The 15,153-nt window shown below is 40.8% G+C and carries 12 protein-coding genes; 5 read left to right on the top strand and 7 right to left on the bottom strand.

Features of this window, described 5'->3' with window-relative positions:
• Positions 1-32 precede the first annotated feature (32 nt).
• A complete protein-coding gene (gene ispG, locus B3E92_RS20130) occupies positions 33-2,048 on the bottom strand; it encodes a (E)-4-hydroxy-3-methylbut-2-enyl-diphosphate synthase (RefSeq protein ID WP_286753094.1) in 2,016 nt (671 codons plus the stop codon).
• 45 nt (positions 2,049-2,093) lie between these two features.
• Positions 2,094-3,041, bottom strand: coding sequence for a LiaI-LiaF-like domain-containing protein (locus tag B3E92_RS20125; RefSeq protein ID WP_286898060.1), 948 nt, complete (start codon positions 3,039-3,041; stop codon positions 2,094-2,096).
• Between the two features lie 246 nt (positions 3,042-3,287).
• On the opposite strand from B3E92_RS20125, the gene B3E92_RS20120 reads away from it, so the two are divergent.
• The 3 genes from B3E92_RS20120 (at position 3,288) to B3E92_RS20110 (ending at position 5,803) form a co-directional block, all read left to right on the top strand.
• Positions 3,288-4,022 (top strand): MlaE family ABC transporter permease, encoded by a 735-nt coding sequence (locus tag B3E92_RS20120; protein WP_112375483.1) that lies wholly within the window; start codon positions 3,288-3,290, stop codon positions 4,020-4,022.
• 9 nt (positions 4,023-4,031) lie between these two features.
• On the top strand, positions 4,032-4,790 hold the full coding sequence (locus B3E92_RS20115; RefSeq protein WP_070563195.1) for an ABC transporter ATP-binding protein: 759 nt from the start codon (positions 4,032-4,034) through the stop codon (positions 4,788-4,790).
• A gap of 107 nt (positions 4,791-4,897) precedes the next feature.
• Positions 4,898-5,803, top strand: coding sequence for a class I SAM-dependent methyltransferase (locus B3E92_RS20110; protein WP_070563192.1), 906 nt, complete (start codon positions 4,898-4,900; stop codon positions 5,801-5,803).
• Between the two features lie 79 nt (positions 5,804-5,882).
• On the opposite strand, the gene B3E92_RS20105 is transcribed toward B3E92_RS20110, so the two are convergent.
• From B3E92_RS20105 to B3E92_RS20095, 3 genes are all read right to left on the bottom strand, one after another.
• Positions 5,883-7,661: a hypothetical protein gene (locus B3E92_RS20105; protein ID WP_159333400.1), complete on the bottom strand. Its 1,779-nt coding sequence runs from the start codon at positions 7,659-7,661 to the stop codon at positions 5,883-5,885.
• 83 nt (positions 7,662-7,744) lie between these two features.
• A complete protein-coding gene (purU, locus tag B3E92_RS20100; protein ID WP_112375486.1) occupies positions 7,745-8,587 on the bottom strand; it encodes a formyltetrahydrofolate deformylase in 843 nt (280 codons plus the stop codon).
• Positions 8,588-8,624: 37 nt separating this feature from the next.
• Complete coding sequence (locus B3E92_RS20095; RefSeq protein ID WP_070563183.1) at positions 8,625-10,478, bottom strand: DNA topoisomerase IV subunit B; 1,854 nt, start codon at positions 10,476-10,478, stop codon at positions 8,625-8,627.
• A 167-nt stretch (positions 10,479-10,645) separates the two neighbouring features.
• Here B3E92_RS20095 and B3E92_RS20090 point away from each other — a divergent pair, with 167 nt between their 5' ends.
• Both B3E92_RS20090 and B3E92_RS20085 read left to right on the top strand, forming a co-directional pair.
• A complete protein-coding gene (locus tag B3E92_RS20090) occupies positions 10,646-11,800 on the top strand; it encodes an SPFH domain-containing protein (RefSeq protein WP_286770031.1) in 1,155 nt (384 codons plus the stop codon).
• Positions 11,801-11,823: 23 nt separating this feature from the next.
• Positions 11,824-12,933, top strand: coding sequence for a zinc finger domain-containing protein (locus B3E92_RS20085; protein ID WP_286770030.1), 1,110 nt, complete (start codon positions 11,824-11,826; stop codon positions 12,931-12,933).
• Between the two features lie 72 nt (positions 12,934-13,005).
• Here B3E92_RS20085 and B3E92_RS20080 read toward each other — a convergent pair whose 3' ends face one another.
• The gene (locus B3E92_RS20080; protein WP_112375489.1) at positions 13,006-14,001 is read right to left on the bottom strand and encodes a hypothetical protein; all 996 of its coding nucleotides are present in this window, start codon (positions 13,999-14,001) and stop codon (positions 13,006-13,008) included.
• Positions 14,002-14,035: 34 nt separating this feature from the next.
• The gene (locus B3E92_RS20075; protein ID WP_112375490.1) at positions 14,036-15,145 is read right to left on the bottom strand and encodes a hypothetical protein; all 1,110 of its coding nucleotides are present in this window, start codon (positions 15,143-15,145) and stop codon (positions 14,036-14,038) included.
• Positions 15,146-15,153 lie beyond the last annotated feature (8 nt).

Genomic DNA, 15,153 nt, shown 5'->3' with positions numbered 1-15,153 from the left:
CCCCTTTGCTGTTTTATGTATAGCTTGATTTGTTAATTTTGGTCTTGTTGTAGTTCTTCGATCCACAGTCCATCATCTTGAATGATCTTGATCAATTCATCTAAGGCATGGGCTGAACTCACATTTTTCTTAACCACCTGCTGACCTCTATATAATGTCACTTTATCAGGGCCCGCCCCAACATAACCATAGTCTGCATCTGCCATTTCTCCAGGGCCATTAACAATACAGCCCATGATTCCAATTTTTAAGCCTTTTAAGTGATTGGTACGGCTTCGGATCATCTGCGTGGTTTCTTGGAGATCAAATAAGGTTCTGCCACAGCTTGGACAGGAAATATATTCTGTCTTGGATATTCTGGATCGTGTCGCCTGTAAAATTCCGAACGAAAGTGAGGCGATATTTTCCAATGCCGTTGCCGGAGAGTCAATCCAAATTCCTGAACCTAAACCATCGATTAATAATGCCCCTAGATCTGTAGAAGCGTACAGCTGTATTTTTGATATCGGTTCTTCGGGATTCATAAAATCACCAATGGGTCCTGAGAATTCTTCCGCCAAATAAGAACGCTTGATAATGACAGGATTGTCAATACCGATTTCCTGCAGATTTCGAAAGAACTGTCTTTGATCTGCCATACCGTGCAAGTAATCGGTTTCTACGATAAATACGATTGTTTTGTCTAGCTGTAAGGATTCAAACAATGGGGTTAATAAATCTGAATTACAGATTTTGACCATATTCAGGACTTTATCCTTATTGTTTGACTTTACGAATTCTTCTAAGGTAAAGAGCGGATGAATATTGGTTTGATCGGTAAGTTTTGACCAGGTATTATAGTTATATACTTGCTTCAGATTTGCCGGCATCGTAAAGGATGGTAAACTGTCTGCGAGATAAACAAAGTCTACAGACTGCTCACCCATGTGGTATTTATCTAATAGGATATCGTAGCGATAACCTACTTTGGTAAGGATCTGAGCGTCCTTTAGATTTTCCTTAGAAATGTCGACCACAACCCTAGGTACCAAGGAGCCGCCGATGAAGGTATTTACTTCTTGGCTGGCATAAGGAATATGTGGTGTCTCCGGAGAGAGCTGAACAATCTCTTGTTTGGGCTGACTCGCGATGTTTGCCTTTCTTTTGCTATATCTATTGACAAGTGCTATAGCGACCGGAGCTTCCCGTTCAGGCTCTTCGGTTAGCGATACACGTACCGTATCGCCCAATCCATCTTCCAACAGTGTTCCGATTCCGACGGCAGATTTTACGCGACCATCTTCACCGTCTCCAGCTTCAGTTACACCGAGATGTAGGGGATAGTTCATGTTTTCGGAAACCATTTTTTCGACCAGCAATCGATAGGCTTTGACCATGACCTGCGGGTTGGACGATTTCATGGAGATACAGAGATTGTAGAAACTCAGATCTTCACACATCCGGATAAACTCCATGGCTGATTCGACCATCCCTTCCGGAGTGTCACCATAATGACTCATGATCCTATCCGAAAGTGAGCCGTGGTTGGTACCAATACGCATGGCGGTACCATTTTCCTTACAGATATTTACGAGCGGAGTGAATTTTTGATAGATGCGATCTAACTCGCGCTTGTATTCAGCATCGGTATAAGATAGCTGATCAAATTTCTTCTTGTCTGCATAGTTACCGGGATTGACCCTTACTTTCTCGACGATGCGCGCAGCGACCTCGGCAGCATTTGGTGTAAAATGAATATCAGCGACTAAAGGGACTTTATAGCCTCTTCTGCGAAGTTCATCTTTTATGTTAGCTAAATTTTGTGCTTCTTTAATACTTGGAGCGGTAATACGAACGTATTCGCAGCCCGCCTCTACCATTCGAATGGTCTGCTCAACTGAGCCCATCGTATCCATTGTATCTACCGTAGTCATACTTTGAATACGAATGGGATTATCGCCACCCATGGGAATATCACCGATCTGAATTTCCCTTGTTTTCCATCTCGAATAATCTACCTTGGAATTGCAATAGATTCCAGGTAATGTCAACATATTACTTGTGTCCATATCTAACACAAAGTTAGCTTTTCTTGACTAAAAATCGGGTGTCAATTAATATCTTCTAATTTTTATTGACGCGATGCCACCGTTGATATCGAAATCGAATTTTTGAGCGGCAGAGTCGTAATTTGTCGATTTTACTTCGCCTTCACTTTTTAGGAAATCGCCCTCATAATCTGTCGAGGATAATGCATTGTCGCTTGTAATACGACAGGCCGCGTTTTTGGGGATGGAGATTTCAATAGAGGAGGCTCCAGCATCCATAGAAATTTTAGTTGTTGCCAGCGGTTGACCTAATTTTAACTTTAGACTAGTCGCTCCAGCATCGATATCCAATGTTTCTATCTTGTAGGGTGAAAGATCTAACCTGGCATCAATTGCACCTACATCAAAATTCAGATTCCATAGGATGTTGGGGTTTAAAGCGATAAACGTATTGTTGTTTTTGCTGTTAAAATCCTTGTTTTTGAATTTTCCCTTTAGGTTGATATCTAATTTGTCTGCAGATTCTCCATGTACAGTTATGCCCAGTAGATATTCTTTTGAGGTGTTAAATGCCGAGAAGATTTCTGAAGTAGTGCTACTATCATTTCTTAATGAAGTGGCCCCCAAATCGAGGTTTAGGGTAGCACTATGGATTTTATCATCCAGCGGGACGTTTAATTTTTCTGTTGTATAATTTGTTTTATCGTTGGGATCGTCGACATTGATGTTGACGCCTTTACTTTTTAAAAGCTGTGTTAAAAGTGGTTCCTTTGGTGTCGACAGCCCTATGTAAGTCAAAAAACCTAAAATTACGACGGTAGAACCGATGGCGACAAACTGTCCAATCTGTTGGCCTTTGGGTACCAGCATACGAATTCCGGCAAGCACAATAAACAGCGGCCAGTATCTAAAAATACCTACCCAGTTGAAAGAAATTGTGTTGAGCTGTGATAATAATAAGACAACTCCTATAAAGAGAATGGTGATACCAGTTGTTATTCTTCGTGTATTCATAACTAATTCCGTTTGTTAATATATCTCAAAAGTAAGTCGCTTTGGGAGATACCGTATGAATGTTTAGGCTATTATACATAAAAAATCGGTAAATGTGACTAATTGATCGGTAAGTAATTTCGTTTTTCGTATACTTTTTGGGTTTTTGCTTGTTTATATATTTGCTGGAATTAATTACCTTTAATGGATAGCTTGGCTCAGTATAACCGTTAAATTGGTGTAATACATTGAAATTAAATAGATAATATGATCTTTCATCACATTGGTGCATATCTCATACTCCTGAAATCAGTTTTTAAAAGACCGGAGAAAGGGCGAATTTATTGGAAGGAAACCGTATTGGCAATGACCGATATTGGTATAGGATCTCTGGGACTTATCGTTATTATTTCCACCTTCATTGGCGCTGTTATGACCATGCAAATTGCCTTTCAGATGGTATCCGACTTGATCCCAAATTCTATTATAGGTTCGATCAACCGGGATTCAAATATTTTGGAATTAGGACCGACGATCTCGGGATTGGTCTTAATGGGGAAAATTGGGTCGTCTATATCTTCACAGATCGGATCCATGCGTGTTACAGAGCAGATTGATGCTTTGGAAATTATGGGGATCAATGCTCCTGGTTATTTGATATTACCCAAAATATTGGCGGGTATCACCATGATTCCGATGTTGGTGATTATTTCTATCGTGTGCGCTTTAGTGGGCGGTTTGTTAGGTGGATCCCTTTCGGGCGCTGTGACACAGGCGGATTATATTTTAGGAATTCAAGATGGCTTCAACGGCTTCACGGTGACAGTTGCCCTTGTTAAAGCTGTTTTGTTTGGGTTTATTATTACCTCGATATCTGCTTATAAAGGGTATAATGTAAAGGGCGGAGCGTTGGAAGTTGGGCAAGCTAGCACAGAAGCAGTTGTCGTTGGCTGTATAACTATTCTTGCGGCGGATTATGTGATAACCGCATTAATGCTTTAAAAAGATTTTATGATTCAAATCGAAGATATTAACAAATCGTTTGGTGACAACCATGTTCTGAAAGGAATTAGTGCAAATTTCGAACCCGGAAAGGTGAGTCTGATTATTGGAGGGTCGGGTTCGGGAAAGAGTACTTTATTGAAATGTATCGTAGGCCTGCACCAACCGGAAAAAGGAAAGGTAATTTTTGATGGCAAGGATTTTACTCGGATGAATTTTGAAGAGCGTGTTCCTATTCGAAAAGAAATAGGTATGCTTTTTCAAAATTCAGCGCTGTTTGATTCGATGACGGTCGAACAGAATATCATGTTTTCGTTGGACATGTTTACGGATATGTCCAAAGCGGAAAAATTAGACCGTGCAAATCATTGTTTGGAACAGGTTAATCTGGAGGGACGAAATAAACTGTTCCCTGCGGAGCTTTCGGGGGGGATGAAAAAGCGGGTTGGAATTGCACGTGCAATTAGTATGAACCCTAAATATCTATTTTGTGATGAACCCAATTCGGGATTGGATCCGGAGACTTCGATTGTTATTGATGAATTGGTACTAAAAATTACGCAAGAGTTGAAATGTACGACAGTCGTTGTTACACATGATATGAATTCTGTGATGGGAATTGGTGAGTATATTTTGTTTCTCTATAAAGGAGAGAAATTCTGGGAAGGTTCCAATAAGGATATGATGCGGTCGGATGTGGAGGAATTGAACAACTTTGTTTTTGCAAGCCCATTAATGAAAAGTGCGAAAGCTTCTATGGGGCAATAAGGGCTGGGAACGTGGCTTTATTGCGCGTAATTTTATGTGTTTGATCTGTGTTAGCATCATGCAGATTTCTTTTATATTGAAATTTAGCTTAGTTTTGTCGGAAAATTTTGATTTTGGCAGCAACAAATATACAACTATTGACCCCACAGCATTGGAAGGACTATGAACTCATTGATTGTGGTGATTTTGAAAAACTGGAACGTTTTGGTGATTTAATTTTAATCAGACCAGAACCTCAGGCTGTATGGCCTAAAGCATTGACTGATGCGGAGTGGAACAAGCGTTATCATATCAAATTCAAAGGTCGTTCGGCTACTTCAGGAGAATGGTTGAAGAAAAATCCTAAGGCCCAAGACCGTTGGCATATCGAATATAAAAATAAGGATGTGGCCATCAAATTTAGATTGGGCTTGACATCTTTTAAACACGTCGGGATATTTCCGGAACAGGCTGTAAATTGGGACTATATTTCGGAATCTGTACGTTCATTTAAGACGGAAAGACCGAAGGTTCTAAATCTTTTTGCATACACTGGTGGAGCATCTTTAATAGCAAAGGCTGCGGGCGCGGATACGACTCACGTAGATTCGATTAAACAGGTTGTTACCTGGGCAAATGAAAATATGGAAATTTCCAATTTGGATAACATTCGTTGGGTGGTTGAAGATGCTTTGAAATTTGTAAAGCGTGAGCTGAAAAGAGGTAATACGTATAATGGAATTATTTTGGATCCACCCGCATATGGGCATGGGCCAAAGGGTGAGAAATGGAAATTGGAAGATCACATTATGGAAATGATGACTGAAGTCGTTCAACTATTGGATCCTAAAGAGCATTTCTTGATTTTGAATACGTATTCATTAGGGTTTTCCTCTGTTATTGTTGAAAATTTAATTAAGACAGCTTTCCCAAAAGTGGAAAACTTGGAAATAGGCGAGTTGTTCTTACAAGCAACTGCAGGACCGAAACTTCCACTTGGGGTATTCGGTAAATTTCGCAAAATAGCGAAGTAAGGCTTGTCAAAAGATTCCTGATAATAACACGGGGCGCTTATTTAAGCGCCCCGTGTTTGTTTAAAGTTATATTAGGAGGTTACATATGGATGTCTTTTAAACGTAGTGATGCCAGTTCAAGCTGTCTGGGTATCGCTGTGCTGATATTTTGTGGAATAAGCGATAAGTGCTGGGTAAGTTCGTTGTAATAAGCTATTCCAGCTTGTAATTGTGCTTTGAATCTAGCTACATATTTTATCTTTTTATCGTTCATGATATTTTTATTGTCTGTGACATATTTTTGAATATGATCGATATACAGGTTGAGTTCGTTGATCATAACAAAAGGTCTGTTGTCATTTTCAAAAACTGATATACGGCCATAGATGTGGTCGATCATTTCCCGCAAAGAATATTGTTTTTTGAACCAGACAAGATTCGGGCCTGGGCAGATGGATACAGCGGTCTGTTCTTTGCTCTTTTGGATATTGTACTTAAGATAAGCTGGTGCTGCGAGCCCTTCACAAAGACAGGTTTTTTCTGTAATGGCGTCAAAGGCTTTATCGTATTCCGCAGCGGACAGATTTTGTTTTTGTAGTTCCTGGATCTTTTGATGTTGATAGACGCGTGATGCAGTGCAGATCGGTTTATCACCAAACTCGGTGTTCGAAATAAGGTATTCTTTTTTACAAGGGCTACCGGGGCGCCCTTTTTTTATACGTTCCAACCGTAGGTACTCTGCGCCACTTTGTCTGAAATTGTTAAAGGGAATTCCCAATGGAGATGCTCCGCTACAGTAGAAGTCTTCTTTCTTGGCAAGTTCCAATGCTTTCAGGGTTTCTTGATCTACTGTGGTTGCTTCGGGAACCATCAGGAATGGGGATCCCCATCCTACGGCATCGAATCCATAATAGTCTAATAAGAACTGATGTTCTGAAGCTGTTCCCACGCCTCCTTGAACTGTATATTTGATGCTGGGAGGAGTTGTTAATGAGCGCTCCTGGGAAACCCAATATGCGTGGTATATCTCGAAAAGTTCGGTTTTCAAACTTTCTTTTTTCTCTTTAAACTCTTGAAGGATTGGTCCCAGAAGAAAACCATCGGTTGCGAAAGCATGACCACCGCAGTTCAAACCGGATTCTATTCTGAATTCAGATACCCATACACCACGCTTAGCGAGATATTTTGCCTGGATGAGCGCCGATCGAAAGTCACTTACTTTCAAAACGACTTTTTTGTCAAATAGACCTTCACTATTGGGGAAGAAAGCCGGTAATTCAGCGAGGTAAGCGTATAGGTGTGGATTCATCCCTGCGGAAAGGATAAGGGAGGAATGCAAGTTGGAATTTGCAAAACCACGTAAAGCTGCTGAAGCATCAGAATAACGCTGATCCAATAGGTTACCATCCTGGTAATTCATTTTATCTACTTTGGACATAATATTAACATCGATGTCTCCCGGTTTGAGATAATTGATCAATAGATCTTGCAGCTCGGTTTTAATCGCGCGATTGGTTTCCATTTCCATCGCGTGATAAATCGGTTTTGAAGGATGTGACTCGGGTAAAAGCTGAAAATATTTGGTAAGTTCTGAATTTTCGGTGAAGGGCTGACGCTTCAAGGCCGCGACTTGCTTATTGACCACAAACTGTACGAGATTGAGATAGGCCGTAATTCTTTTTGCCCGGTAATCTTCTTCTGTTTTAGTGATCGGATGATAGACGATTTGATATTGTCCGCAGTAATAGCGGCGCATGCGCTCGATGAGTTCATCGTCAACAATAGACATTACGGTGGAGATACCATATTGTGCGACCTTAAGTGCGGAGTCGATGGAGAAAGCTAAGCCTAATACGGGGATATGAAAAGTATGCGTCATTCTTAAATATTTCTTTTACGAAATAATGGAGAATAACGCTGAAAAAAAGTAATGATTGTTTTATCGGGACATGATTGTAATCACTATTCAAATACAATTGTCTTGTAATCGTTGCGCATCACACGATCTTCACTAAGCAGACGAATTGCTCTGCTCAGAACAGCCTTTTCTATTTCTTTGCCGGCAGTTACCATATCTTTTACAGTATAGGTGTGATTGACATGTCGTATATCCTGTACGATGATGGGGCCTTCATCGAGTTGGTCGGTAACGAAATGCGCTGTGGCACCGATGATCTTAACGCCTCTTGCATGAGCCTGCTTGTACGGGTTGGCACCAATAAAAGCGGGTAAAAATGAATGGTGTATGTTGACCAGTTTATTTTCAAAGGTACTGACAAACTGAGGAGACAAGATTCGCATGAACTTCGCCAGAATGATGTAATCGAAATTATAGTTTTGGATTTGTGCGATCAGTTGTTTTTCGAATGTTTCCTTTGTCAGGTTTTCATGTGAGATGCAATGAAAAGGAATATCAAACTTTTCCGTAAAGGAGCGTAATGATTCATAATTACCAATTACGGCCTGTACTTCGGCTCCCCATGTTTCGAAGTGTTGACGTACCAGGATATCGGCAAGGCAGTGATGCTCTTTGGTCACGAGGACGACGATTTTTTTGCGGTTATTGGGGTTTATCTGTATCTGAGCAGATGGGGGAAGTACTTCGGCAAGGGAATCCGAAAGCTGTTTCTGCTCAGGCACGATACCGTTACACACGACACGCACGAAGAATTTGTTGGCTTCTTCATCCACATATTCACGCATGGTGACAATATTGAGTTGATATTTTGCCAGCGTATTTGAAATGTTGGCGACCAATCCAACGGCATCTTGACATTGGATCAGAATTAAGGTTTGGTTGTGCATGAAAGATGGTTGTAGGTTGCTAAAAAAGCGGGTTATTTTAACCCGCTTTTTTTGTTAGTTCTTCTTCAAGGTCAACTTCAACACGCAGATTTTCGACAATATGCTTTTGTCGATCTGGTGTGTTTTTGCCCATGTAATATTCTAATAACTGTTGAATTTTATTGTCTTTGGACAAGATAACCGGGTCAAGACGGATATCTTTTCCGATAAATAATCCAAATTCGGAAGGTGATATCTCACCCAAACCTTTGAATCGGGTAATTTCAGGTTTAGCGCCTAATTTTGCGATTGCTTTTTGTCGTTCTTCATCGGAATAGCAATAGATCGTTTCCTTTTTGTTGCGGACACGGAAAAGTGGTGTCTGTAAGATGGAAACGTGGCCAGCTTTGACAAGGTCTGGGAAAAACTGCAAGAAAAATGTCAATAGCAACAGGCGGATGTGCATGCCGTCGACATCGGCATCGGTAGCAATTACGATATTGTTGTAGCGTAATCCATCGAGACCGTCTTCAATATTAAGCGCATGTTGTAAGAGGTTAAATTCCTCGTTTTCATAAACAATCTTTTTGGACATACCGTAGGAGTTTAACGGTTTTCCTTTCAGACTGAAAACAGCTTGAGTCTGCACATCCCGCGATTTGGTAATAGAACCAGATGCAGAATCCCCCTCGGTGATAAACAACGTTGTTTCTTGGTTACGTTCATTTTTATCGCTGAAGTGCACTTTACAGTCACGTAGTTTACGGTTGTGCAAAGAGGCTTTCTTCGCTCTTTCGTTGGCGAGTTTTTTGATACCGGCGATATCCTTACGTTCACGTTCCGATTGAAGAATACGTTTTTGAAGAGCATCTGCCGTAGCCGGATTTTTATGTAAGTAATCATCCAATGCTTTTTTAACAAAGTCATTGATAAATCCTCTTACCGTAGGGCCTTCCGGGCCTACACTTTGAGATCCTAGCTTTGTTTTGGTCTGTGACTCAAAAACGGGTTCCTGCACTTTGATGGCGATGGCACCGATAATTGATGAACGAATATCCGATGCGTCAAATTCTTTTCTGTAAAAATCGCGGATTGTTTTGACTAGTGCTTCACGGAAGGCTGCCTGATGTGTTCCACCCTGTGTGGTGTGCTGACCGTTGACAAAAGAATAATATTCTTCTCCATATTGCTGGCCGTGAGTCATCGCGATTTCAATATCATCCCCCCGTAAGTGGATAATTGGATAGCGCATGGACTCGGCATCAATATTTCGTTCCAATAGATCTTTTAGTCCGTGCTCAGAAATAAACTTTTGCCCATTAAAGTTGATCGTAAGACCTGAGTTTAGAAAAACATAGTTCCAAATCATATTCTCTACAAATTCGGGACGGTATTTGTAGTTTCTGAAAATAGAATCGTCTGGATAGAATGTTACAGATGTACCATTCCGTTGCGTCGTATCTTTTTGTTCATCATTGACTAATTCCCCTTTAGAGAATTGGGCAATGCGTGTTATATTTTGACGGTATGACTGGACGGTAAACTGACTGGACAAAGCATTTACGGCTTTTGTACCAACACCATTTAAACCGACGGACTTTTGGAAAGCCTTACTATCATATTTGCCACCCGTATTGATTTTAGAAACAACATCAACCACAGAACCAATTGGGATACCACGTCCATAATCGCGTACGGAAACTTTATTTTCGTTTACCGTGATATCAATAGTTTTACCGGCACCCATAACAAACTCATCAATTGAGTTGTCAACGACCTCTTTCAATAAAACATAGATACCATCATCATAGGCCGAACCGTCCCCCAACTTTCCAATGTACATTCCCGGACGGAGGCGGATATGCTCTTTCCAATCCAGGGACCTAATGCTGTCTTCGTTATATGTACTCATAAATTAATGTAGAACTTAGCTAACAAAAGTAAAAAAAATAAACTACGATAAGTAGTTTAAAAGGCTAAATTTTTTAGATATCGCTAGTTTGCGTACTGCTGGAGAAAATTGCCGGTTTGCGGGGAAATGTTTACATTTAGTGTAAGTAATTGTAAAGAGAATAATTTATGGGATTATTTGATAAAATCAGGAATGAGTTTGTCGATATTATCGAATGGGTCGATAATAGCACAGATACGATTGTGTGGAAGTTTCCACGGTATCAGAATGAAATAAAAATGGGGGCACAGTTGACTGTGCGAGAAGGGCAGGCTGCGGTATTTTTGAATGAAGGCGTGGTTGCGGACGTCTTTCAGCCTGGTCGTTACGAACTTACGACCCAGAATATGCCGATCATGACAACCCTCAGAGGTTGGAAATATGGGTTCAATAGTCCATTCAAAGCCGATGTTTATTTTGTCAACCTTCGACAATTTGTCAATCAGAAATGGGGAACTAAAAATCCGATTATGTTGCGGGATCCTGAATTTGGTCCCATTCGACTTCGGGCTTTCGGTAATTTCTCTTTTCAGGTGAAGAACGTTACTGTTTTTATGAAACAGCTTGTTGCGACGACGCCTGTATTTACAGTTGAAGATATCACAGAGCAGCTTCGAAACATTGCGGTATCGCGGGGGATGGATGCTATTGCTGAGTCGAAGATACCGGCCTTGGATCTTGCATCCAACTATGATGAAGTTTCGGCCTTGATACAGCAAAAAATTGGGGTTGATTTTGATGAGTTGGGTTTGAGCTTAACGAAGTTCTTAATTGAAAATATTTCATTCCCAGAAGAAGTCGAGAAAGCCCTTGATAAGCGAAGCAGTATGGGGGTCGTTGGTAATCTGGGGGCCTATGCCCAATTCCAAGCCGCAAATTCAATGGAGAAAGCTGCTGAGAATCCCAGTAGTGGAGGGATTGTAGGTGCTGGATTTGGTGCTGGGTTGGGAGCAGGAATGGTTGGTCAAATGGGTAATGTATTTCAGCAAAACAGTTTTGATGGGAATAATCATACTGGTACGGGATCAGCTGCTGCGGCTTCGTCTGCAGGGGCCGTTGGACCTCCTCCATTGCCCAAAGCGGTCGCTTATTACCTGGCCGTTAAAGGTAAACAGGAAGGGCCCTTTGATTCGGAACAGTTGCGCGCTCTGATAAAAGAGGGGACGATGACACTTGCTACCTTGGTCTGGAAAGAGGGACTTGAAAACTGGATTGAGGCTGAAAAGGTAGTCGAATTAAAGGATCTGTTTTCGCAGAACCCGCCACCGATACCAGGAGTTTAGGGTAAAATGCATTACCGAGTTTTATGAGTTTTGAAGAAAAAACCTCCGAAATAGAGCAGGGGTTAAAATGTCAGGGCTGTGGTGCTATTTTGACTTATCAGCCCGGTACGTCCTATTTAGCGTGTTCCTATTGTGGAACCAGGAATGAAATAGCGGATCAGCTACCGGAAGATGGGCATATTGAATCTACAGATTATAAAGTTTTTGGACAAGCAATGGAGGGGCTCGCCGATGAGCGCTATAGCTATTTGGCTGAAGTTGTGCATTGTAGTAACTGTGGTGCAAACTCGCGTTTGAATCCACATGTTACGGCAGATTTATGTGCTTTTTGTGCTTCACCTTTGGTAATTGACCATCAACAAAAGCGTATTGTGAAGCCACATGGTCTTGTTCCATTTTCCGTTGATTACAAAAATGCTTTTGGGCTATTGACACAATGGGCGGGTAAGATATGGTTCGCTCCGAATGACTTCAAGCGAATTTTTAATTCAAGAAATGATCGTTTAAAAGGGGTGTATGTGCCATTTTGGTCATATGATGCAGATGTACAATCTGATTACGTAGGATCACGTGGAGAATATTATTATGTGACGCGTACAAGACGCAATTCGGATGGCGAGACGGAAGAATACGAAGAAAGACGCACAAACTGGTATCCGGCTTCAGGAAGTATCTATAGCCAATTTAAGGATATTGTTATATCGGGATCAACATCTCTTCCCGAAAAGTTTTCTGATAAAATTGGACCTTGGAATTTGGGTTACCTAAAACCTTTCAATGAGCAATATTTAAGTGGCTTTATCGCTGAAACTTTTAGCGTGGATCATGTAAAAGCGGGGGAGACTGCCCGGACTATTATGGATCGGGAAATCGAACGTCAGGTTGAGCATGACATCGGTGGTGATACACAGGATATTGATTCTATTGATAGCGATTTTAAATCCATTAAATTGAAGTACATTCTTTTACCTGTATGGTTATCTGCTTATCAGTACAAAGGAAAGAGCTATCAGATCATGGTCAATGCTTTTAACGGTAAAGTTTATGGACAACGACCTTATAGCTTCTGGAAAATTGCTTTTTTGATATTGGCGATCATTATTGTGTTGTATCTATTGAGTTTTATGGGATAACAAAAACGGTTATAAAAAAAACGCTGTTCTCTTTTATTGAGAACAGCGCTTTTTTTATGCTAATCGTCTTGACTATTTGTTTAGCGAAAGTAGGAATCCGATCGTGAAATTGGCATCCCAATCAAATACGAAGGTGTCGCAATTGGTTGCATCTTTAATTGCTTTATAGATGTTGACACCGCTCTTTGTTTTTACTTTATCTGCTTTGTAAGATGCTGGATCGTTCAAAACTGTAAAACGCTCTTCACCTTGGCGTGTCTGCGATGCTAATTCAAAAGGAACCCCGCCAATAATAAAACAAACCTCTCTTTTATTTGCCGGAATTTTTTCGCCTAATTTTTTTACTTCTGTATAGACCGCATCATCTTTAAGGTCTTTTTCATAATATTTCGCACCAGGTGCTTCTACCGATTTTGTGTCACCGTCGATCCAGGAGATTTTGGTGTTACCGGAGCCAATGTCAACAACAAATGAATTGTCTTCGTAAGCTTTCGGAAGAACCGATTTTAACGCTAATTTTCCTTCCTGCTCTGCTGTAACTAGGTTGACCACAAAGCCCATTTTTCTAAGTTCAGCACTGATAACTGAAGTTTTAGGTTCTTTTTGAGCTCCGGAGCTAATAACGAAATGTATGTTTTTGGATTTGACGCCTTTATCGAGCATCATGCCTATATAATCTTTTAATCCTTTACGGATGTCTTCCGTATTTGCCAATCCTTCGTATGCAAATGACTTTCCAAAGTCTTTGGAAATGATCTCCCAGCGATTTTCTTTGTCCATATTGACGACAAAGGAATTGAAACCCGAAGCGCCCACTTCAACGACACCCTTGTATTCGCCGTCGACTGGTTTTTCGGGTTGATAGTTGAATGAACGAGTCGTTTCTGAGCCTGATGAAGGTGCGGCCGCATGACCATTATTGCTTGTTGAATCTGTTGTTTGGACTGTCGAATTAGCATCAAATTTGCCTGATTGAATGGCCCAATAACCGATTGCGAGAATAGGTAAGGCGATGATAATTGCTTTGATTGGCCATCTTAATCTTGCCCATGTTGATTTTTCTTCCATAATGTTCGTATAGTAAGTTTGATTTTAGTTAATATTAATCGAGTAATGTAAATCCTTTATCTACTTTTTCTTCGGGTTTGAGTTCATAGCTGGCATCGGCCATTTGCGTTACGTTTAATACATTTAGATTACGTTCGTCAACTTTTCGGATAAACTCTTCCAGTTCACCTTGAGTAGGTGTACCACCCACTGTGATATTGTTGTTTTGATCCAAGAAATCAAGATTGGATCGGATAGAGGCAATATTTTGACTGATGGCACCTGTTGCTGCATTCATGGCCTCTTGAAATGCCCAGCCATCTTTAATATTGAACACATCGGCTAGGCCATCGGTGGCATTTTTCATCTTTTGCGTTGCTTCCAGCTTCTTGGAAATAATGGAAATGCTGCTATCCAAGGTGCTGACATAGATACGTGCTGCGCTTTCATTATCTTTTAGGACTTCCAATACTTTTGCAAATTGATTGGCATATTGTACATAACTGCGCGCATTTTGCTCTTCAGATTCACCTTCTTTCCCCAATAGAAATGCTTTGGTGCGTGTTTCTTTGGCATCTCTTGCATAAGCATTGGCCTTCTCTGCATTATTTTTGCTCGTTTCCTCCTTTGATTTCTCGTCGAGATTAGCCGCTTCTGCGGTGAAACGTTTCGCATAGGTGTACTTCTCTTCGGCTGTTTTTTGAGCAGTTTCACCGCTTTGAATCATGTCGATGCGGACACCGTCTACATTGCTGATTTTTTCCTTCACACGTTTCAGGGTGTCTTTTGCATCTCTTGATAACAGTTGTAAGGTTTCTATGGGGTTATTTCTAATGATGGATTTTTCACCTTTAAAAAGTAGGACGGTTCCCAATCTGTGCAATAGCGCAATGATCTTTGGCGCTAGCAATAATAAGGTAATCAGGATTATACTGAATAGCACAAAAAGTATACTTTTTCCGGCATATTCCAGCATAATCGGTAAGTATTTGAAAAAAGCAAAGGCTCCGCCAAGTAAAAGCGCCCAAAAGAAGATCGACGAAGCTGTCTTCTTCGCTTCTGGTGATTTTAATTGTGCAGGCAAATGATCGCCCAGTACTTGAAATATCGGAAGTTGCGTTTTTATCTCAGCGGGAATATTAACATACTGATCTTTTCTTTCCATTGATTTGT

This window comes from Sphingobacterium sp. UBA6317, assembly GCF_002440385.1.
Taxonomy (GTDB): domain Bacteria; phylum Bacteroidota; class Bacteroidia; order Sphingobacteriales; family Sphingobacteriaceae; genus Sphingobacterium; species Sphingobacterium multivorum.
Note: the sequence above shows the minus strand (reverse complement) of the source record. Positions and strands in the feature narration are given on the sequence as shown.

Bases quoted from the DNA above. Each gene is read 5' to 3' on its own strand.
- ispG (WP_286753094.1), bottom strand. From the start codon at position 2,048: ATGGACACAAGTAATATGTTGACATTACCTGGAATCTATTGCAATTCC.
- B3E92_RS20125 (WP_286898060.1), bottom strand. From the start codon at position 3,041: ATGAATACACGAAGAATAACAACTGGTATCACCATTCTCTTTATAGGA.
- B3E92_RS20120 (WP_112375483.1), top strand. From the start codon at position 3,288: ATGATCTTTCATCACATTGGTGCATATCTCATACTCCTGAAATCAGTT.
- B3E92_RS20115 (WP_070563195.1), top strand. From the start codon at position 4,032: ATGATTCAAATCGAAGATATTAACAAATCGTTTGGTGACAACCATGTT.
- B3E92_RS20105 (WP_159333400.1), bottom strand. From the start codon at position 7,661: ATGACGCATACTTTTCATATCCCCGTATTAGGCTTAGCTTTCTCCATC.
- purU (WP_112375486.1), bottom strand. From the start codon at position 8,587: ATGCACAACCAAACCTTAATTCTGATCCAATGTCAAGATGCCGTTGGA.
- B3E92_RS20095 (WP_070563183.1), bottom strand. From the start codon at position 10,478: ATGAGTACATATAACGAAGACAGCATTAGGTCCCTGGATTGGAAAGAG.
- B3E92_RS20090 (WP_286770031.1), top strand. From the start codon at position 10,646: ATGGGATTATTTGATAAAATCAGGAATGAGTTTGTCGATATTATCGAA.
- B3E92_RS20085 (WP_286770030.1), top strand. From the start codon at position 11,824: ATGAGTTTTGAAGAAAAAACCTCCGAAATAGAGCAGGGGTTAAAATGT.
- B3E92_RS20080 (WP_112375489.1), bottom strand. From the start codon at position 14,001: ATGGAAGAAAAATCAACATGGGCAAGATTAAGATGGCCAATCAAAGCA.
- B3E92_RS20075 (WP_112375490.1), bottom strand. From the start codon at position 15,145: ATGGAAAGAAAAGATCAGTATGTTAATATTCCCGCTGAGATAAAAACG.